Below are 17712 nucleotides of genomic sequence, written 5' to 3' on the forward strand. Positions count from 1 at the left end.
CAAACGACAATAAGGAAACACCTGATTCATGAGTGCCAAAACGCAACGCACTGCAACGATTCTGACCCTGATCAGCGGTCTGGCATTGGCTGGCCCCGCCCTGGCGACCGACCGCGACGACAATCTGCGCCTGGTAGTCCCGCCCTGGCCAGGCGTGACTGTCAAAAGCGAAATGATCTCTCAGCTCATCGAACCGCTGGGCTACAGCACCGACAAACAGCCGCTCAGCTCGACTGTGGGCTATTCCACCATGCAGTCCGGCGATAGCGACGCCTTCCTGGCCGGCTGGGTGCCTGCCCAGCAAGGTAGTTACGATGCCGCTATGGAGAGCGGCTCCATTGTTGACCTGGGCAACAACGTCGAAGGCGCGCGCATGGGCTTCGCGGTACCGGGCTACGTTGCCGATGCTGGCATTACCAGCGCCGAGCAGTTGGCCGATCCGGAGGTGGCCGAGCGCTTCGACCGCAGCGTCTACAGCATCGAAAACGGCTCCACAGTTGACGATATGCTCAACGATGCCATCGACGCCAATATTTATGGGCTTGGCGACTGGGACAGCAAGCCTTCCTCGACGCCTGGCATGCTCAGCGAGGTGGCGGGCGCGGCCAAGCAGGGGCGCTGGATTATCTTTTACGGCTGGACGCCCCACTGGATGGTGCCGGAATACGACACCCGGATTCTTGACGACCCCGAAGGAGTTTACGGTGATGACAACGGCAGCAGCGCCGTCAAAACCATCGTCGCCAAGGACTACGCCGAAGCCAACCCCAATCTGCTCCGATTGCTCAAACAGTTCGTGCTATTGGCCGACGAGCAAAGCGAGTTCATACGCGCCTACGGCCTAGAGAAAGGCGACCTTGAGGTCGTGGCACACGATTGGTTGGTCAGCCATCCCGAGCGTGTCGCCGCCTTTCTAGATGGCGTAACTACCCGCGACGGTAAGGAGGCGCTTGCAGCGGTAAAGGCCAGCCTATGAACGCCACCACTTCAGAGGAGCGTGATCTTCGCCAAAACCTAGCGGCTGCCTATCGGCTGATCGCCCTGGATGGCATGGACGACGGCATTGATACGCATATATCGGCCCGCCTGCCCGGCGAGCGCTTCCTGCTCAACGCTTACGGGTTGCGCTTTGCCGAGGTGCGCGCCGACAACCTGGTGACTGTGGACGCCGACGGCAAAGTACTTGACGACCCCACTGGGCTGGGCATTAACCCAGCCGGTTTCACCATACACAGCGCCCTCCATGCCGCTCGCCCCGACGTCAACTGCGTAATGCACTGCCACACCGTGGCTGGTGTCGCGATCTCTTGTCTTGAGGAAGGCCTACTGCCGCTCAACCAATGGGCGTTGCAGTTCCACGACCGGCTGGCCTACCACGACTTCGAGGGCATTGCGCTGGAGCTCGATGAACGCGAGCGTCTGGCTGAGGACCTCGGCGATCACGCAGCAATGATCCTGCGTCAGCACGGCTTGCTAACCTGCGGTCGAAGCGTCGGCGAAGCCTTCCTGCGCATGCGCAACCTGGAGCGCAGCTGCCAAACGCAGCTGGCGGCCCAGGCCACCGGCCAGCCGCTGCGTTTAGCATCACCCACCATGGCAGAGCACGTGGCGCAACAGTTTGACGCCTGGGCGACGGGCCCTGCAGGCAGCGACCGCGCCTGGCAGGCCGAACTACGCCGACTTAGTGGCGCTGACGACTCTCTCTAATCAGAACCAGAACGGGATCCATATGCACTATTCACGACTAACCGACCGGATTGCCGGCGAGGGCGCCGCGGCCTGGGATATCCACTATCGAGCCCTGGCCCGCCAGGCCGCTGGCGAGCAAATCACCGTGCTCTCGGTGGGTGACCCAGATTTTGCCACCCCAACGCCGATTGTCGAGAGCGCCGTGGCCAGCCTGCGCGGTGGCGCCACCCATTACCCCGACGTGCAGGGTAAGCTGGCGCTGCGCCAGTCCATCGCCGACGATTATCATCGCCGGGGCTTCGATGTAGGTCCAGACAATGTCATTGTCATGGCAGGCGCCCAGTGCGGCCTGTATGCCGCAGCCCAGTGCCTGCTTGATTCAGGCGACCAGGTGCTGGTGCCCGAGCCAAGCTATGTCACTTACGAGGCGGTATTGCGCGCCACCGGCGCCGAGATGGTACAAGTGCCGTTGAATAGCGAGGAAGACTTTCGCCTTGATCCAGCGGCCCTGGAGGCGGCCATCACCCCCCGCACCCGGGCTATATTGCTCAACAGCCCCCATAACCCCACCGGCCAACTGATCGATGCCGACACCTGGGAGGCGGTCGCCGCGCTGTGTCGGCGGCACGACTTGTGGTTGATCTCCGACGAGGTCTACGCCGAACTGATTTTCGAGGGCGAGCACCTCTGCCCCGCCACGCTGCCAGGCATGGCTGGGCGTAGCGTAATCGTCAGCAGCCTCTCCAAGTCCCATGCGATGACCGGCTGGCGCTTGGGCTGGGTGCTGGGCCCCGAGACGCTGATTCAGCATCTTGCCCATCTGGCGCTGTGCATGCTCTACGGCTGCCCGGACTTCATCCAGGATGCTGCCTGCGATGCCCTAAAGACACCGCCTGCCGAACTGGATGACATGCGCGAGGCCTACCGGGTGCGCCGCGACGCCGTTTGCAAAGCGCTCGCCGAGAGCACTGCGGTGGCCACCATCCGCCCCCCGGCGGGAATGTTCCTTATGGTGGATGTTCGCGCCACGGGGCTCTCTTCCCAAGCCTTTGCTGATCGCCTGCTCGACGAGGAGGGCATCTCGGTGCTCTCCGGCGAGGCCTTCGGGCCTTCAGCGGCAGGCTTCGTACGCATCAGCCTTACCATGGAGGCAGAGCGCCTCACCGCAGCCAGTATGCGCCTCGTGGCCTGCGCCGAACGCGCACAAGCCGAACGGTCACCAACCTCGGCTGCGGAGGCCGATTGCCTATGACATCATCATTCACTCATTTATCCCCTACCCGCACCGCCACCACTCCAGCCGTGGTGGCCAACAAGCTAATCAAGCATTTTGGCGATCTAGAAGTACTCAAGGGTGTCTCTCTCGAGGTACCCGAAGGCAGTGTCACCTCCATCATCGGCGCCAGCGGCTCAGGTAAAAGCACCTTGCTGCGCTGCATGAATCTGTTGGAGAGACCCGACCGGGGCGAACTAGCGATTGCAGACGAGGCGATTCTCTTCACCCGCAACCCCCAGGGCGGCATTACCGGTCTAGATCGGCGCCAACTACAACGGTTGCGCGCTAAGGTCGCTATGGTCTTCCAGCAGTTCAATCTTTGGCCCCACTTGACCGCGCTGGGCAACGTCATTGAGGCCCCCATGAGGGTCAAGGGGCTCTCACGGAAGCGAGCCACCGAATTGGGCGAGCACTATCTGCAGCGGGTCGGCATGGACGATCGGCGCGACGCCTACCCCGCTTTTCTCTCCGGTGGCCAACAGCAACGGGTGGCCATTGCCCGAGCTCTGACCATGGAACCGCGTCTACTTTTCTTCGACGAACCTACTTCGGCACTGGATCCTGAGCGGGTCAACGAGGTCCTGGGCGTGATCCGTGGCCTCGCCGCCGAGGGCCGTACCATGCTTCTGGTCACCCATGAGATGCACTTTGCCCGGGAGGTCTCCGACCAGTTGATCTATCTCGACCAGGGGCGCATCGCTGCCGAGGGCACACTGGAAGACGTTTTTAAGGATCCCCGATGCCGCCAGTTCATGGCGCCCGCGGCCTGAATACTCCAAACACAATAACGATAGGATAAGACCATGCACTATTATCTAAAGATCGCCACCGCTTTCGTCACACTGGGCATCGCTCTTTGCGCCCAGGCCGATGCGCCCCTTAAAGTAGGTATCTCCGGCGAACCCTACCCACCTTTTACCTACAAGGCCGCCAGCGGTGATTGGACTGGCTTTGAAGTGGAGCTGGCGCATGCCCTCTGCGCGGCCATAGAGCGCGAGTGCGAAATCGTGCCCACCGGCTGGAGCGGCATTATTCTTTCGCTCCAAGCTGGCCGCATCGACATGATCATGAACTCCATGTCGATCACCGAGAAGCGCCAAAAAGTCATCGACTTCACTCGCCCCTACTACTTCACCCCAGGCTCTTATGTGGCTGCCAGCGATCTCGCGCTCGGTATTCCTAACGGCCTGGACGGCTTGGTGATGGGGGTTCAAGCAGCCACCACCAACGCCACCTATGCGCGGCGTGAACTTCGCGACAGCGGCGTGGAGATCCGTATTTACAATCAGGCGGAACAGGTCAACAACGATCTGCTTTCAGGACGCCTAGATGTAATCTTGGCTGACGAGATCGCCATGGTGCAGTTCCTTGACCGCGACGAAGCGGAAGGCTTCGAAATCAAAGCCACGGCCCCACGCCACGACGCCTACGGTGAGGGTATCGGGATCGGCTTGCGCCAGGATGACGATGCACTGCGAGCACCCCTCAACGAGGCGATCAACGCAGTGATCACGGACGGCACCTGCGCCAGTCTCTCCGAGCAGTACCTGGGCACCGACGTCTGCGTCTACGACTGAGCGACGACCGCCCGTCATCGCTCCCCCGGTGCCACCGGCATCGGGGGCTTCGTTTTGTGACCAAGAAAAGAGTCAACCATGACTGCCATGACATCGGAGGGGCTCGCCGACTGGGCCGGCCCCATTCTTAGCGGCGCACTTACCACAGTGCAGATCGCCGTGCTGGCATACGCCATCGGCCTGCTGTTGGGATTGCTGGGTGTCAGCGCAAAGCTCAGCCCCTGGGCGCCCTTGCGCGGCCTGGCCACCATTTACTCGACGTTGATCCGTGCGGTGCCAGAACTGCTGCTGATCCTTTTGCTCTACTATGCCGGTGCCCAAGCGCTGGATGCCCTGCTGGCTTATCTGGGCATGGCCGGCGCAGTGCAGATAACCGGTTTTGCCACTGCGGTGGGCGTGCTGGCTTTCGTCCAGGGTGCCTATATGACCGAGGTGTTCCGCGGTGCCGTCCTGGCCATCCCCAGGGGCCAGCTAGAGGCCGCTGAAGCCTTCGGCTTTTCGCGCTGGGCCCGTTTCCATCGCATCGTGCTGCCGGGCATGCTACCCAATGCCTTGCCCGGCATGTCCAATTTATGGCTGATCCTCATCAAAGACACCGCTCTGATCAGCGTAATCGGCTTTAACGAGCTGTTCTTCACCATCCAACAGGCCGCCGCTAGCAGCCGCGCCTATTTCCTTTTCTATGCCGTCGCCGGTGTCATCTACTTGCTAATGACCTTGAGCTCCACGGCGCTGTTCGCACGCCTTGAGCGTCATGTTCGGCGCGGCCAACCCACGGAGGCTTGACATGGATTATTCTTGGCTGAGCGACCCCTTCTATCAGGGCTACTTGTGGGAGGGCTTCATCAATACCCTTTGGCTGCTGCTGGTCTCCGTGGTGGGCGGCCTACTCCTTGCCGTGGGGGTGGCGCTGGCGCGAATCCGCGGACCTAAGCCACTGGCCTGGCTGGTCTGGGCCTTCACCACCGTGATACGCGGCACCCCACTGCTGGTGCAGCTGTTCTTCTTCTACTACGGGGTGGGTCGTCTGCTAGAGGGTATACCAGGCATCCGCGAAAGCTTGCTGTGGCCGCTGTTGCGCGATCCCTTCTTCTTCGGCGCCCTGACTTTCATATTCAGCGTGGGAGCCTACTCCGGCGAGGTGATCCGCGGTGCCATGCTGAGTGTGCCCCAGGGTGAGCTGGAAGCCGGCCGCGCCTTCGGCCTCTCCGGCTTCCAAGTGCTCACCCGGCTGTGGCTGCCGCGGGCCATCCAGCTCTGCCTGCCGACTCTCACTAACGAGATAATCCTGCTGCTTAAGTCAATCCCGTTGGTCTCCACCATCGCCCTGATGGATTTGCTGCAAGCGGCCAACATCATCCGCGACGAGACTTTCCTGGTCTACGAACCACTGCTGCTGATCGCTGGCATTTACCTAGCCACCACAGTGGTGCTGACCCTAGCGCTGCGCCTTGTGGAGCTCAACTTCCCCGGCATGCGGCCGACTCGGCGCCGCTGGCTGTCCCTTCGCTGAACAGGATAAGATTCCATGCATTCTTCCATGTACTCTCTAGACGAACAGCTCATCGACAACGCCTGGGTGCCGAGCCAGAGCAAGGTGCGCCACCAAGTGCTCGACCCCTACCGCGAAACACCCATCGCTGAGGTGACCCGCGGCGCCCCGGCAGACGTCGATGCCGCCGTGACCGCGGCGAGTACCTGAGGGCCATCGCGGCAGTGCTTGAGTCCCGTCGCCAGGCTCTAGCCGAGCTCTCTAGCCGCAATAACGGCAAGGCTCTACCCGAGGCCTACCAAGATCTGGACGACGTCATCGCCTGTTACCGCTACTACGCCGAGGCGGCCGTGGCCCTAGGGCATCGTCAAGGAACGACCGACCTCAAGGCGCTTCGGTACTGGGATTCCATCGGTGTGGTGGGACTGATTACCCCCTGGAATTTCCCACTGGTCAGCAGCGCCTGAATGGCGCGCCGATGACGTCCTACACGCTGAAAGCGCGGCTGGCAGAACTGGGTATGTTGATGTCTCACAGCCGACCCAGGGTGAGCGACGATAACCAGTACTCCGAGTCGTTGTTCAGGACGCTGAAATACTGCCCGAAGTGGCCTGCTAAAGGCTTTTCATCACTAACGGCGGTGCGCAAATGGATGCTTTTGTTCGAGCAGGCCTACAACGAAGAGCACCTGCACAACGGCATCAACTTCGTGACGCCCACACAACGGCATCAAGGTGTTGATGCGGAGTCGTTAGCGAAACGTGAAGCGGTTTATGAACGAGCAAGGAGCCTGAGTCCTAGGCGTTGGTCTGGTGATGCTCGAAACTGGAAAATCACCAGAGCCGTGTCGCTCAACCCTGGAAAATTGCAGGAAATTGAGCGTAATAAACAGGCTGCTTAAACAAGGCTATGTGGACAACTGGTCTGTAAATCACCGCCCTACAGCTGTAGTGTAATTCGACCATGGCTTTTTTCAACAGCCTCATGCAGTGAAGATACCAAACTTTTTGACGGGAAAAACTATTATGATCTCCACATTTACGAAACGACGCTGGTTAATGGCAGGTGCGCTTTCTACAGCTCTGTTTGCCCTGCCCACCTTACAGGCCGCATCGTCCGAGCAGCCCACTCTCGACGAAATCCGCTTCGGCGTGCCTCCTTGGCCGGGTATCACGGTCAAGAGCGAAGTCGCCAGCCAGCTGCTCGAGGCACTCGGCTATAATACTCGACAGCGTGAACTGGCGGTTAGCATAGTTCTCAGTGCCTTATCTAAGGGTGATCTCGAAGTTTATCTTGCCGGTTGGTACCCTCAGGAGGCGGATATGTTGGCCCCGCTACTTGAGAATGGCACAATCATTGAAATCGTCGACAACGTGCCTTCGGCTCTTACAGGCATCGCCGTCACCGACGATGCCTGGCAGGCGGGCGTGCGCAGCATCACCGATCTGGACAAGCACTCCGATCGCTTTGATAGCCGCATCTACGGTATCGAGGCCGGCTCGGGGATCAACGATGCCGTACTCAGCGTCATTGACGATGGTCGGTTCGGCCTCGGCGATTGGCGACTGCAGGAGTCCAGTAGCCCCGCGATGCTCGCCCAGGTGGGCCAGAAAATCGAAGCAGGCGAGTGGGCAGCCTTCATCGGCTGGCAGCCGCATTGGATGAACGTCGCCTACGACATGCACTACCTGAAGGACTCTGGCGACTCTGGTGCAGCGCAGCTCGAGGGCCGTGTCGCGACGGTCGTGCGCTCCGATCTTGCTGAGCTGGATCCCAACGTCGCGCATTTCTTCAAGCAGTTCGTGGTGGGTAGCGAGATCCAGAGCGAGTGGGTCGACGCTTACTCTCGCGATGAACGCGCTGCTGATGAAGTCGCCAGCGAGTGGATTAACGAACACCAGAACACTGTCGCCGAGTGGCTCGACGGCGTAACGACCCGAGATGGCACTCCCGCCATGAAGGCGATGCGCGCCCAGATGCAGTGATCCTCAGGCCTGGCAACTCTCCGGAGCCAGGCCCATTAGCTTCACACGCCTGCACACCTGATCAGTTCAGAATCGCCTCCTCTTCTCCCTGGGTAAGTTGCGAACACAGCCGATTCACCGACGCCTCATTGAGTGCTTTCTGGCAGGACCGGTCAGCGTTCATGCCCTGTGCCAAAAACATGGCCGGTGATTCTGTTGGCGAAAACAGCTGCTCTCGATGGGGCAGCAAAAGCGACTCTACGGTATCGAGCAACCTGTCGCCGGTGAGCAGGTTAAAGAACGTAAGCGCATCGCCCCTCACTGATTCTTTTAGATCTGAACATGGCAGAGAGACTTAACTGGCAGTGATGTAATGCTGGCTTCAACCAGTAGCCACGACGTGTTAATTTCCGCTCGCTCCATCAAGTGAGTCAGTTTTTTTACCGTCGGTGACAGTTAACGCGCGCACTCGCTCAACCACGTCGATAATATCCCCACCGGCGACGTGCCAGTGATGGACCAATCAGTAGCGGCTCATCCTCTCCAGCTTTGCTTATACCCTGTTCGAGCGCCTACGGGATATATCATCAAGAAAGCGGCAGTGCCGGGCCATGATGAGAAGTTCGGGCTAATACCTTGAACAACGCTCGGTGAGCTTGGGAAGGGATGTACCAGGGTAATGCTGATCAAAATCCTGTCTCTTTAAATGAAACGCGTTCGACTTTTTATTGGAATTATCTCAGATCGCGAATCCCCACGATGGTACAGCGCCGCCAAGAAGGCCTTCTCTTCCATCAGCTGTGACTCATCAATAACCGTTCGCCAGACCTTGCCATGCTTCTCCGGGTTCCAGCGATACCCGCGGGCCTTGAGCGAGTCTTTCACGTCGAACGGTGCACCAACAGCCTCAACCACATACTCAAGTCTGGCTTCACTGGCGATCAGCTGTTTCAATGCGCCCGGCTGACGGTGCATCAGCCATGCCACGGCCAGGCAATCCGTCTCGGCACGGTGGCCTGAATAAAAATAACCGTTTTTGAGCAACAAAAACTCCAGCTTAGAGCTTTCGAAACCCAAGGCTCGCCAGTTAACGCCCTGGATAGAGCACGCCCAGCGGCGCCCTGAATACTGGGGGAAGCGCCGATCAAAAAAGCCCCGATCGAAACGAGAGTTATGGGCGACAAGGATGGCATCGCCAGCCACAGCCTGCGCCAGTTCTATCTCATCGAATCGATGCCCGGCAACCATGTCGTCGGTAATGCCCGTGATCTCGGTGATCAACTCAGAAATGGGCACGCCTGGATCTTCGTACTGACTGAGGACAGATACAATTTCGGTCACCTGCCCCGCAGACGGACTCACCCGAACCTTAACCAAGCCAAGCTCGATAATTTTGTCGACTTCCGCGGTCAGCCCTGTCGTTTCCAAATCCAGAATCAGCAAGTCAACCTCATCCCCGATAGCCGGAGCCAACGTAACGGGGAACGTGGCATCGGCCAGCGTGAACGGAATTTGCTCAAGAAGCCTGAATCGGCTTGGGTCGCTCTGGATGTCGGCTATACGACCCAACGGAAAGAGCGGTGTTTTAGTATCGGCCATTATAATTTTTCCTCGCAGTCAAAGCTCATGAATCTGAAATCGCTCGGAACCCAATGTGTCCTTAGCAATATCCAGCAAATGCCGGTGATGGGTATACAATAAGACCTGCCCACTATCGCCAAAGCGGTCGAGCGCCTTCAACAAACAAGCAGTGCGCCGATCGTCCGAAGTCATCGCAACATCGTCCAATACCAAAGGCATGAAACCACTGGCACCATCACGAATTTTCAGCGCGGCCAGCCGGAGCGCCAGGTATAACTGATCCGCGGTGCCCTCCGACATCTGGCTCACATTTATGAGCCGACCGTCGGGCGTCTTGGCCAGAAGCACCATGTGCTCACCTTGCTCATCTGGAACGAGTTCCTGATAGCGACCACCCGTCATCATCGAAAAGAACTCGCTTGCCGCCTTAACGATAGGCCCCTGAGCCTTCTCTCTATAGCTCGCCAGCGCTTGGTTCAACAAAGCGCCCGCAACCTGCAGACGGCTCCACGACCCAAACGCATCCACAAGCTTGGCGCGGAGCGCACTCATTTCCTCTTGAATACTCGCAGCCTGGTCCGACGCATCAATCGCCTCCAACTCACGCGTGGCCGTCATCAGTCGTTCGTCAGCGGCTTCCATAGAACTTTTCAGGCGCCCAATATGACCGTCGAGTTCGGTGATTTTAGTGTCCAACGCGGATTCATCGTCGTTAGCAGCCAACGAACGCAACGCCTCTTCTTGTTGGCCAGGATTGCTCTGCAGCAGGAGTTCCTCCGCATCCTGAAGTTGCTGCTTTAGGTGCCGAAGCCTCTGTACGCCCTCTTCCACTCCTTCGAGCTCTCCCATTGTTGAAACCCCGGCCTCACAGAGGAGCGTCTCAAGCTCTGAACTCTGGTCTTGCAGTCGCCTTTTTTCAGTATCCAGTCGCTCTTTGGCATCCGCCTGTTTTGTCTCTATGTGCCGTTTTTCTCGGCACTGTTCGAGCGCTTTTTTCAACCGACCGGCCAGGCGTTCAACCCAAGGCGCCCGGTCCTCCCAGGCCGCTTCCTGCAGCTGATCCGAAAGAGCGTCGCATTTCGTGCAAAACTCACTAACCGTAGCTTTGAACCCATGGCACTGACGCTCCAGGCTCCAGATGTCCTCTTGAGTGGTGTTGATATCTCTGAACTCATCCAGTCGAGCCCGCAGCGTCGCTAAACCCACGTCTTCAGTCAGGCTTAACCGAACCGTCCACTGATTCAGTGCCCCCAGTTGCACTTCCCGCCTGGTCGATAACGATTCGATGTGTCCGGTCAGGTCTTGACGACGTTTAAAGCGTTTACGCGCATTGCGCTCTTTTTCAGCTCGCATGCCTTCACTTTGCGTTTCGGCTTTCAACCATGCATCCGCCTGCAGCGTAGCGGCTTCCAGCGTTTTCAACTGAAGTTTTTCGCCCAACGCAGTCAGACTCTCGGCTAATTGCAGAACTGCGTTGTCACGGCGGCGTTTGAGCAACTCCAATTCACTTTCTTTAGAGCATTTCGATCCGTCCAATTCCAAAGCAACGACCCGCAGGCGTTGCCACTGAAACAAAGCCGACGGTTGTAACGTCTCGGGTAAGCCCCGCTTACCTAAGCTCTCAGACCAACGTTTTAATAAGGCGTTGCGTTGTTCCTGTACGGCCGCGATTTCTTTGTTAAGGCTCCCCAGGTATTCGCTCTTTTGCCCATGCTCAGATTGGCGTTGAGCCAATTGAGTGCTTCGTTGTACGTCCTCATGCAACTTGTCACCGTAGTGATCTGCGCGCGCGATCGCGTTCTGAAAAGCGACCGGTAGGGGCGAGTCGCCGGCATATTGATGAATGGCATTCACTAAAACCTTCGGCTCCACCGACTCTATGTATCGCCGAAACACTAAATCCCACCCATCATCCCGCGTTTGCCTGGCTTCGATCAGCATGGCTGGCGTGACCGTCTCGCCTTCAGCCTGCAGTCGAGCCACCTCAGCCGCCGCGTCCACAATTTCATGTTTGATTGTTTCAATTCTGTCTTTTAGTCGACTTTCTGATGTTTCCAATTCGCCCAGCTGACGTTCAGCTTCCTGAATTTCGGCTTCCATCAAAGGTTGTACCGTCCTGGCATCGTCTACCGAGTCGCGTCCGAGATCCCCCAGTTTCTGTTCCACAGCACTCTCATCCGTTCGAATCGCGCGATCCAACGAATCCACTCGTTCGGTCACATCACCCAGTCCCCGGACCTGCCTTAAAGCCTGCTCAAGCGCCGCCTTCACCTCTTCAGACACAGGCTCGGCGATACTGTCCATTTCTTCTCGCTCTTCATCATCTAGCCGCGACAATTCCCCCTCAGCCAAATTCAAATCGCGTTCTGCTTCTTCCACCGCATCGAGCCGGCCCTGAATTTCAACCGTATCCGCCTCGCCTGGCATACGTCGAATCAATTCATCAACGTCTGTGCTGCTGATTCTCCCAGCGTTGATCGCCAGTTCCTGTTGCTTCTGCTCGACGGCCGACCGACTTGCCCTCCATTGCTCAAGTGCCTCACTGTAACGATCCCTTTGTCGGTCCAATGCCTCCACGCTTTCTTGGGCTTCGAGAACCTGATGGTCAATGTCGAACCCAGCCAACTCCCCGTCGCTTATGCGAATGGCCTCTTCCAGAGTCGAAATGTCGAGCGTGGCACGCTTGATTCCCTGTTGTGCCGACAGTCTGCGGTCACGGATATCACTGCTGAGATCGGGTAAATGCGCAAGCTCATCCAAGGATCGTCGAAACCCGTCAATTTTGCCCAACGTTGGTAGGGCCGCCCGCAATTTCTGCGCTTGAGCAAGTTCCCGACGCTGGTTTTCCATATCTTCAAGCAGGCGTTCACGATGTCGTTTCGCGTCGCGAAAACTCTTATCCTTCTCGGCCCACACAGCTGGTTTGACCTGGCGCTGCTTTAGCTCTTTAGCCAGCTCAGATAACCTTTTTGCCGATTTATTAATCTCTCTAGTGGATGCACGGGGCGTAAAGTATTTGCCGGCTTCGCCCGCCAAACTAGCAAGAATCGACTTAAGGCCAACGGTGCCGGCGCTTGCCTCAAACAATGCACTGCCGAGATCGCCCTCACCATTGACCAGTTGCCTGCCCCCTTCCTGGAGCCGGCTGTGATCAATTCCGTACATCTGCTGGAAATCCTGACGCGAAAGTCCTGCTTCCAGTAACGCGACCAGTTCGACGTCTGCGTCCTGCTCTAAAGCGTCCGGCGCATTCGGATCAAAGATTTTCAGGTCGCCCTTTCGCTTTTTCAGGCGCCTGACTCCGACTTCTGTCCCGTCCGGACGTTCCATCACGGCGGAGACGGCCAACTCCTGTGAGTTGTGAATGAAGTCCATGCTGGTTGAATGTGGAAATCCGAATCGCAGATCTGCCAAGGCGTTGAGCGTTGTAGACTTACCCGCTTCATTTGGCCCGTAGAGCAGATGCAGATGGCCCGCAGAGCCCTGCTCCGGATAAAAATCGATCTCTCGGTCTGTAAAGACCCCGTAGCGATCCAGGATGAGTTTTTTGATTTTCACGGCCGAGTACCTCCTGCACTCAAGCTTGCAAGGATGGTCGCTTCCGCATCTGTGAGCAGCCCTTCAAGCCCCCTTTCTCCCAAGAGCACCTCCAGATCTCGCAGATCAGACGGCAGAACCGCCAAACACTCCTTCATCTGATCATTCATAAACTGCTTAAGCGTATCAGGATCCGATTTGATGTCGTCCACAAGTCTAACCAACTCACCCACCGCATCATCCCGCCGTGCCTCGTGTTCGCGATCGATAATTGGGCTCAGTTGATTAATCACTTTTTCTACCCAGACTTGCCCCGCGGAAACCTCAAAACTTGCCGCTTGTACCGTTGCGCTGAGCACTCCTGGAGTCTGGGCTTCCTTCTCGTTCAGTCGACTTTGCCCTATCAAAATGATCCGCACCGCCAACAACCGATCCTGGCCTTGGATCGCCAGCGCCTCCAAGCACCCGATCACCGCCTCCTTCAACCCAACGTCATCATCAATACCTGTGAGATCCAGTGTCGTTCGGTGCCACCGCACAACATCCAGCTCAACCGGCTCATTAATGACAGTGCCATCCTCTTTAACCGTGACCAGATCACATCCCTTGGCGCCGGTTTCTCGAGCGTGCCGCCCCTGGATGTTGCCCGGAAAAACAATGCGCGGAGATTCGCTGACCACTTCTCGAGCATGAACGTGTCCCAGAGCCCAGTAGTCGTAGTCTTTCTCTGTCAGGGTTTGCTCGGACGTTGGTGCATATACGGCATGGCCAGGCCGGCCCGTCAGACTGGTGTGCAAAATACCGATATTGAAATGACCGTCTATAGGCGCCGGATAGTCGGGTACCAGATCTTCAGGCACATGACGCTCAGGAAAAGAACGTCCATGGATGGCCACCCCTTTATCTTCAAGCCGTCGGGTCTCCGCCGTGCGACTAGAAAAAACATGTACGTTGTCGGGTAGCGGCAGACGCTTCGTCATTCCACCTTCCGAATCATGATTGCCATGCACAATAAAAACGGGAATATCTGCATCGTTCAACTTCTGCAATTCCGATACGAAAAACAGTCCCGTCCTGAAATCCCTCCAGTCACCGTCAAAAACGTCCCCAGCCAACAGCACAAAAGCGACACGTTCTTCAATCGCTAAGCCAATAAGATTCTGGAAAGCGGCCCGGGTGGAATTTCTCAGTTCCTCAACCGGTGCACCTTCGTATCGATCCAGTCCTGTTAATGGTGAGTCAATGTGAAGGTCGGCGGCGTGAATAAATTTAATTGGCACAGTTAAACGCTCCTGTATCTATGTGACCATGTTGTTATCGATTGTTGGCGCATTTACACATTACTGTATAAGGTACTGTATATCTAAATTTTTCTCTGAAACCCGCGATGAAGCGAACAGAGATCAACGCTATTGAACTGTTACTATCCCGCCTCCCTGTTGAGCTCAAAAAATACTGCGCGAATCAAATTCTTGGGCAGATTGAACGCTCAAGCCGACACTCTAATCGAAATGGCAAGCCCTCATCTTTTATGCCCTCACTGCGGCAATGAACACCCAGTCAAACGGGGGCGTTCTGGTGGCTTGCAGCGGTATCGATGCGATATCTATCCTGACAAAGGGGGCCCATCGATCAGTGGTATGCCGCCATTGGTGACAACACCCTGGCCGACGCCATCCTGGATCGGCTGATGCACAACGACCATCGCTGGGCTCTGAACGGAGAATCAATGAGAAAAAGACTTCAGGATATTGACTGAACGTGAACACCCGGGGTAAAAACCTTGGTGGGTAATGCGTTAAGAAAAAAGGTGTTCACGTTCAGTCGGAATGAGTGTTCACGTTCGCCGGAATATGCAGGAAGTTTTCACCGCTTGCGATCGATGCTTTTGTGCTCGTGCTGAACTCCTGGTCAGAAAGCTTTAGATCGATGATATCAGAATGCCCGCCTTGGCTCCTGAGCGTGACGCCACCCCTTCGCAGTCTGGAAATCAACCCAAACATGCTGGGGCGTTGGATTAAAGAGCATGAATCGGTCGATGGACAGACGTTCAGAGGGAACGGCAAACTGACTGCTGAACAGTTGGAAATTTGTCAGTTTCTAGGAGAGAATCACCGCTTGAAAATGGCGAAAGACATCTTAAAAAAAGCGACGGTAGATTCAACCTGGAGAAGAACGGTCTGATACTGCGTGAAGTCAGTATCGTGGACGCCAGCATAATTTCGGCGCTGAGCTCCACCAAGAATGAAAGTGGCCAGCGCGATCCAGAGATCTACCAGACCCAAAAGGGCAACCAATGGTACTTCGACATCACTCGCGCGCTCAGTAGGCTGAATCGAATGAACTTTCAACCCAGTCTTCGTACATAAGGCCAGTAATACGGCTAAATTCACGCACATTGTTTGTTACCAGCGTACAGCCCGATGCGATGGCATGCCCCGCAATGGCTGTATCGTTAGGGCCAATGGGTGTGCCGATCTTCATCAATAATCGCATGGTTTCGACGGTAGCGTCGACTGCCCGGTGATCCCACGGCAGCACGGCATCCAACCGTTTTACGAACTCATCCACTAGCGTCTTGTGCTTGGTTGAAGCTTCTTTGCCGATCTGACCATAACGCATTTCAGCGTAGGTGATGGCTGAAATAACAACCCGGTTGCCATGCTCCGCTTCGACGATTAGCCGTTGAATCACCGAGGCCGGATGCTCCCGCATTATGAAAGAGCAAATGCAAGTATCGAGCATGTAGGTCATCAAAAATTGAACCTGCCTTCGTCATTTACGACCACTGAACGCTCTTGCAAGAGGCTAGCATCAGCCTTCGGCAGCTCAGAAAAGGAGGCCCAGGATGGGCGAGCAGGACGCAGAGTGATCACGTCGCCTTCCCGTGAAATTTCAAGCTCTCCTAAGCCTTCGTAGGCCATGTCGGCGGGAAGACGAACAGCCTGGTTCTTGCCGTTTTTGAAAATAGAGACGGTGCGCATTTTTAGCTGCTCCTACATATATGTGTCACAAACAATGTAGCGCTGAGCTCTTGCCTATGCAAGGCATATGCATACTTTTGTATTTTCACGGAATTAGCGTGAATCTGACCATTAGCTCAACCCTTTGTCCTGAGCCTGATGTCGCAGCTGTCAAGATGTGTAAGCGAGAGGGTCGCTTACAGATTGTCTTACGATTAGTAAGACGGTATACTTTGAGTGTGGCATGAAATCATTCAGACAGGAGATTGCGAAATGATCAGGGGTGAATCAACAGTCAGTGAAAAAGGCCAGTTAGTCATCCCTCGGGAGATCCGACACGCACTCGATGTTCAGAGGGGGGACAAGCTGGCATGGGTAGTGGAGGATGACGGCACGCTAAGGGTAACAATAGCCAAGGGTGACCTGATGGCGCTCAAGGGTCGGATCAAGAGTGGTGGGCGTTCTGTATCTATAGAGGAAATGGACGACGCTATTAAGTCCGGAGCTGTCAGCGAATGAAGGCTTTGGATACCAATGTTTTGGTTCGGTTTCTGGTCGATGCTGAAGGCGACCCCGAGCAGCACGTCATCGCTGCGGATTTCATCGAGACTCACTGCACCGCAGACTCCCCGTGCGCCGTTTCAACCATTGCGCTTTGTGAGTTGGCCTGGGTTCTGCAACGAGCATACAAAGTATCAAGAGCGGATATAGCCGACCAAATCGCCGCACTGCTTGATGCGCAGCAATTGGCGGTAATGGACAGAGAGTTGGTGCGTCGTGCCGTAGTCGATTACCAAAAATCCAATGCCGACTTTCCGGACCATCTAATTGCTTGGTTCGGGAAAGCCGCCGGGGCAGATGAGACAGCTACGTTCGACAAGAAAGCCGGGAAAACACCGCTTTTCCAATACATCGGCAAGTGAGTTGCTATTACCCAGCCAACCAAATTCAAGAATTGTTCGGCAGCTTAAAAAACATAGCAGACACCGCACGAGACAATCATCTTCAGCTTGCTAGAGATATTCAAGAGCGGACTAGTCATTATCAGCATGTACGCTCAGGACGGCCCAAGAACAGGTTCAACGTGAAGCGAACGGCGGTCGGTCAAACGTTAGTACAGCGTTACGGTTTGATCGTCACCGAGACTGAAAAACAGGTGACTGTGCCGCCGCAGAACCCGGCGACACCGGCACAGATCGCCGCTGCGTTGTACCGTGGCAGTTGTGAAAAGTGGCCTACAGCGCACTTCACAGTCAGCGATGAAGTCGCCGATCAGCTAATTAAAATGACAGTGCAGGACAACCGCTCAGACGTTGTGAGCTTCGATAACATTGCGCAAAATGGACGCCTGCTAACAGCCCAGAAGTCGCATGAAAGGCAAACGCAGGAGCCTGAGCGAACAATAGTCATGCAAGAACAGCAGGGCTTTGATAACGAGAGCGGCCATCAAATCGATGACTTTGTCGATGACAAGCCAGGCGGGCCAAGTTTAGGTTGAATTGGTTTTTTCTGTTATTTTTTTCGTTAGGGTCTTTGAGTGGGTTTCCGTTCATGCCCTATAGCTGACTCGGATGTCTGGCTGATGCGACACCTGCCAAGTGGTGTGACTACCAGGGAGAGGTCTGGTCTTACC

The 17712-nt window shown here is 56.3% G+C and carries 18 protein-coding genes and 6 pseudogenes; 18 read left to right on the forward strand and 6 right to left on the reverse strand.

The window, feature by feature from the left end; all coding sequences use genetic code 11:
• Window positions 1-28: 28 nt before the first annotated feature.
• The 11 genes and pseudogenes from ATG98_RS19430 to ATG98_RS19475 all read left to right on the forward strand — a co-directional run bounded on the left by ATG98_RS19430 (window position 29) and on the right by ATG98_RS19475 (window position 8019).
• Window positions 29-976, forward strand: coding sequence for a glycine betaine ABC transporter substrate-binding protein (locus ATG98_RS19430; RefSeq protein ID WP_098418593.1), 948 nt, complete (start codon window positions 29-31; stop codon window positions 974-976).
• The gene (locus ATG98_RS19435) at window positions 973-1707 is read left to right on the forward strand and encodes a class II aldolase/adducin family protein (protein ID WP_098424134.1); all 735 of its coding nucleotides are present in this window, start codon (window positions 973-975) and stop codon (window positions 1705-1707) included. Before ATG98_RS19430 ends, ATG98_RS19435 begins: the two co-directional genes overlap by 4 nt.
• A 22-nt stretch (window positions 1708-1729) precedes the next feature.
• On the forward strand, window positions 1730-2941 hold the full coding sequence (locus ATG98_RS19440; RefSeq protein ID WP_098424135.1) for a pyridoxal phosphate-dependent aminotransferase: 1212 nt from the start codon (window positions 1730-1732) through the stop codon (window positions 2939-2941).
• Window positions 2938-3735 carry an amino acid ABC transporter ATP-binding protein gene (locus ATG98_RS19445; RefSeq protein WP_098424136.1) on the forward strand — a complete coding sequence of 266 codons (798 nt, stop codon included), beginning with the start codon at window positions 2938-2940 and terminating at the stop codon, window positions 3733-3735. The genes ATG98_RS19440 and ATG98_RS19445 overlap by 4 nt, the downstream gene beginning before the upstream one ends.
• Window positions 3736-3768: 33 nt before the next feature.
• On the forward strand, window positions 3769-4542 hold the full coding sequence (locus ATG98_RS19450) for a transporter substrate-binding domain-containing protein (RefSeq protein ID WP_098424137.1): 774 nt from the start codon (window positions 3769-3771) through the stop codon (window positions 4540-4542).
• 78 nt (window positions 4543-4620) lie between these two features.
• On the forward strand, window positions 4621-5328 hold the full coding sequence (locus tag ATG98_RS19455) for an ABC transporter permease (RefSeq protein WP_098418598.1): 708 nt from the start codon (window positions 4621-4623) through the stop codon (window positions 5326-5328).
• Between the two features lies 1 nt (window position 5329).
• Window positions 5330-6055, forward strand: a complete 726-nt coding sequence (locus tag ATG98_RS19460) for an ABC transporter permease (RefSeq protein ID WP_098418599.1) — start codon at window positions 5330-5332, stop codon at window positions 6053-6055.
• A gap of 15 nt (window positions 6056-6070) precedes the next feature.
• Window positions 6071-6244 (forward strand): hypothetical protein, encoded by a 174-nt coding sequence (locus tag ATG98_RS22080; RefSeq protein ID WP_218925903.1) that lies wholly within the window; start codon window positions 6071-6073, stop codon window positions 6242-6244.
• A 14-nt stretch (window positions 6245-6258) separates the two neighbouring features.
• Entirely contained in the window at window positions 6259-6501 is a 243-nt protein-coding gene (locus ATG98_RS22085) for an aldehyde dehydrogenase family protein (protein ID WP_218925904.1), read from the forward strand.
• Window positions 6501-6935 (forward strand): annotated as a pseudogene (locus ATG98_RS19470) (integrase core domain-containing protein); the annotation flags it as partial. The gene ATG98_RS22085 and the pseudogene ATG98_RS19470, both read left to right, overlap by 1 nt.
• Window positions 6936-7059: 124 nt before the next feature.
• Window positions 7060-8019, forward strand: a complete 960-nt coding sequence (locus ATG98_RS19475; RefSeq protein WP_098424138.1) for an ABC transporter substrate-binding protein — start codon at window positions 7060-7062, stop codon at window positions 8017-8019.
• 100 nt (window positions 8020-8119) lie between these two features.
• On the opposite strand, the pseudogene ATG98_RS19480 reads toward ATG98_RS19475, so the two are convergent.
• The 4 genes and pseudogenes from ATG98_RS19480 to ATG98_RS19495 all read right to left on the reverse strand — a co-directional run.
• Window positions 8120-8311 (reverse strand): annotated as a pseudogene (locus ATG98_RS19480) (IS4 family transposase); the annotation flags it as partial.
• Between the two features lie 389 nt (window positions 8312-8700).
• The gene (locus tag ATG98_RS19485) at window positions 8701-9597 is read right to left on the reverse strand and encodes a 3'-5' exonuclease (RefSeq protein ID WP_098424140.1); all 897 of its coding nucleotides are present in this window, start codon (window positions 9595-9597) and stop codon (window positions 8701-8703) included.
• Between the two features lie 18 nt (window positions 9598-9615).
• Window positions 9616-13137, reverse strand: a complete 3522-nt coding sequence (locus ATG98_RS19490; protein WP_098424141.1) for an ATP-binding protein — start codon at window positions 13135-13137, stop codon at window positions 9616-9618.
• Complete coding sequence (locus ATG98_RS19495) at window positions 13134-14396, reverse strand: metallophosphoesterase family protein (RefSeq protein WP_218925905.1); 1263 nt, start codon at window positions 14394-14396, stop codon at window positions 13134-13136. The genes ATG98_RS19490 and ATG98_RS19495 overlap by 4 nt, the downstream gene beginning before the upstream one ends.
• A 107-nt stretch (window positions 14397-14503) precedes the next feature.
• On the opposite strand from ATG98_RS19495, the pseudogene ATG98_RS22600 reads away from it, so the two are divergent.
• From ATG98_RS22600 to ATG98_RS22610, 4 pseudogenes are all read left to right on the forward strand, one after another.
• Window positions 14504-14717 (forward strand): annotated as a pseudogene (locus tag ATG98_RS22600) (transposase-like zinc-binding domain-containing protein); the annotation flags it as partial.
• 23 nt (window positions 14718-14740) lie between these two features.
• Window positions 14741-14875: pseudogene (locus ATG98_RS19500) on the forward strand (ATP-binding protein); the annotation flags it as partial.
• A 218-nt stretch (window positions 14876-15093) separates the two neighbouring features.
• Window positions 15094-15267: pseudogene (locus tag ATG98_RS22605) on the forward strand (transposase); the annotation flags it as partial.
• A gap of 41 nt (window positions 15268-15308) precedes the next feature.
• A pseudogene (locus ATG98_RS22610) lies at window positions 15309-15422 on the forward strand (IS5/IS1182 family transposase); the annotation flags it as partial.
• 16 nt (window positions 15423-15438) lie between these two features.
• Here the strand turns inward: ATG98_RS22610 and ATG98_RS19510 are convergent.
• Both ATG98_RS19510 and vapB read right to left on the reverse strand, forming a co-directional pair.
• The gene (locus tag ATG98_RS19510; RefSeq protein WP_098424142.1) at window positions 15439-15873 is read right to left on the reverse strand and encodes a type II toxin-antitoxin system VapC family toxin; all 435 of its coding nucleotides are present in this window, start codon (window positions 15871-15873) and stop codon (window positions 15439-15441) included.
• Window positions 15870-16100 (reverse strand): type II toxin-antitoxin system VapB family antitoxin, encoded by a 231-nt coding sequence (vapB, locus tag ATG98_RS19515; protein ID WP_098424143.1) that lies wholly within the window; start codon window positions 16098-16100, stop codon window positions 15870-15872. Before vapB ends, ATG98_RS19510 begins: the two co-directional genes overlap by 4 nt.
• 252 nt (window positions 16101-16352) lie before the next feature.
• Between vapB and ATG98_RS19520 the strand changes: the two genes are divergently transcribed.
• From ATG98_RS19520 to ATG98_RS19530, 3 genes are read left to right on the forward strand one after another with little or no spacing between them, the layout of a single operon-like run.
• Entirely contained in the window at window positions 16353-16598 is a 246-nt protein-coding gene (locus tag ATG98_RS19520) for an AbrB/MazE/SpoVT family DNA-binding domain-containing protein (protein WP_098418620.1), read from the forward strand.
• A complete protein-coding gene (locus tag ATG98_RS19525; protein WP_098418621.1) occupies window positions 16595-17002 on the forward strand; it encodes a PIN domain-containing protein in 408 nt (135 codons plus the stop codon). Before ATG98_RS19520 ends, ATG98_RS19525 begins: the two co-directional genes overlap by 4 nt.
• A complete protein-coding gene (locus ATG98_RS19530; RefSeq protein ID WP_098418622.1) occupies window positions 16999-17577 on the forward strand; it encodes a hypothetical protein in 579 nt (192 codons plus the stop codon). The genes ATG98_RS19525 and ATG98_RS19530 overlap by 4 nt, the downstream gene beginning before the upstream one ends.
• Window positions 17578-17712 lie beyond the last annotated feature (135 nt).

Origin of the sequence: Marinobacter sp. LV10R520-4, from assembly GCF_002563815.1 — a bacterium.
GTDB lineage: Bacteria > Pseudomonadota > Gammaproteobacteria > Pseudomonadales > Oleiphilaceae > Marinobacter.

What these genes read in the sequence shown, in the direction of transcription:
- ATG98_RS19430 (WP_098418593.1), top strand. Translation starts at nt 29, where the DNA reads ATGAGTGCCAAAACGCAACGCACTGCAACGATTCTGACCCTGATCAGC.
- ATG98_RS19435 (WP_098424134.1), top strand. Translation starts at nt 973, where the DNA reads ATGAACGCCACCACTTCAGAGGAGCGTGATCTTCGCCAAAACCTAGCG.
- ATG98_RS19440 (WP_098424135.1), top strand. Translation starts at nt 1,730, where the DNA reads ATGCACTATTCACGACTAACCGACCGGATTGCCGGCGAGGGCGCCGCG.
- ATG98_RS19445 (WP_098424136.1), top strand. Translation starts at nt 2,938, where the DNA reads ATGACATCATCATTCACTCATTTATCCCCTACCCGCACCGCCACCACT.
- ATG98_RS19450 (WP_098424137.1), top strand. Translation starts at nt 3,769, where the DNA reads ATGCACTATTATCTAAAGATCGCCACCGCTTTCGTCACACTGGGCATC.
- ATG98_RS19455 (WP_098418598.1), top strand. Translation starts at nt 4,621, where the DNA reads ATGACTGCCATGACATCGGAGGGGCTCGCCGACTGGGCCGGCCCCATT.
- ATG98_RS19460 (WP_098418599.1), top strand. Translation starts at nt 5,330, where the DNA reads ATGGATTATTCTTGGCTGAGCGACCCCTTCTATCAGGGCTACTTGTGG.
- ATG98_RS22080 (WP_218925903.1), top strand. Translation starts at nt 6,071, where the DNA reads ATGCATTCTTCCATGTACTCTCTAGACGAACAGCTCATCGACAACGCC.
- ATG98_RS19475 (WP_098424138.1), top strand. Translation starts at nt 7,060, where the DNA reads ATGATCTCCACATTTACGAAACGACGCTGGTTAATGGCAGGTGCGCTT.
- ATG98_RS19485 (WP_098424140.1), bottom strand. Translation starts at nt 9,597, where the DNA reads ATGGCCGATACTAAAACACCGCTCTTTCCGTTGGGTCGTATAGCCGAC.
- vapB (WP_098424143.1), bottom strand. Translation starts at nt 16,100, where the DNA reads ATGCGCACCGTCTCTATTTTCAAAAACGGCAAGAACCAGGCTGTTCGT.
- ATG98_RS19520 (WP_098418620.1), top strand. Translation starts at nt 16,353, where the DNA reads ATGATCAGGGGTGAATCAACAGTCAGTGAAAAAGGCCAGTTAGTCATC.
- ATG98_RS19525 (WP_098418621.1), top strand. Translation starts at nt 16,595, where the DNA reads ATGAAGGCTTTGGATACCAATGTTTTGGTTCGGTTTCTGGTCGATGCT.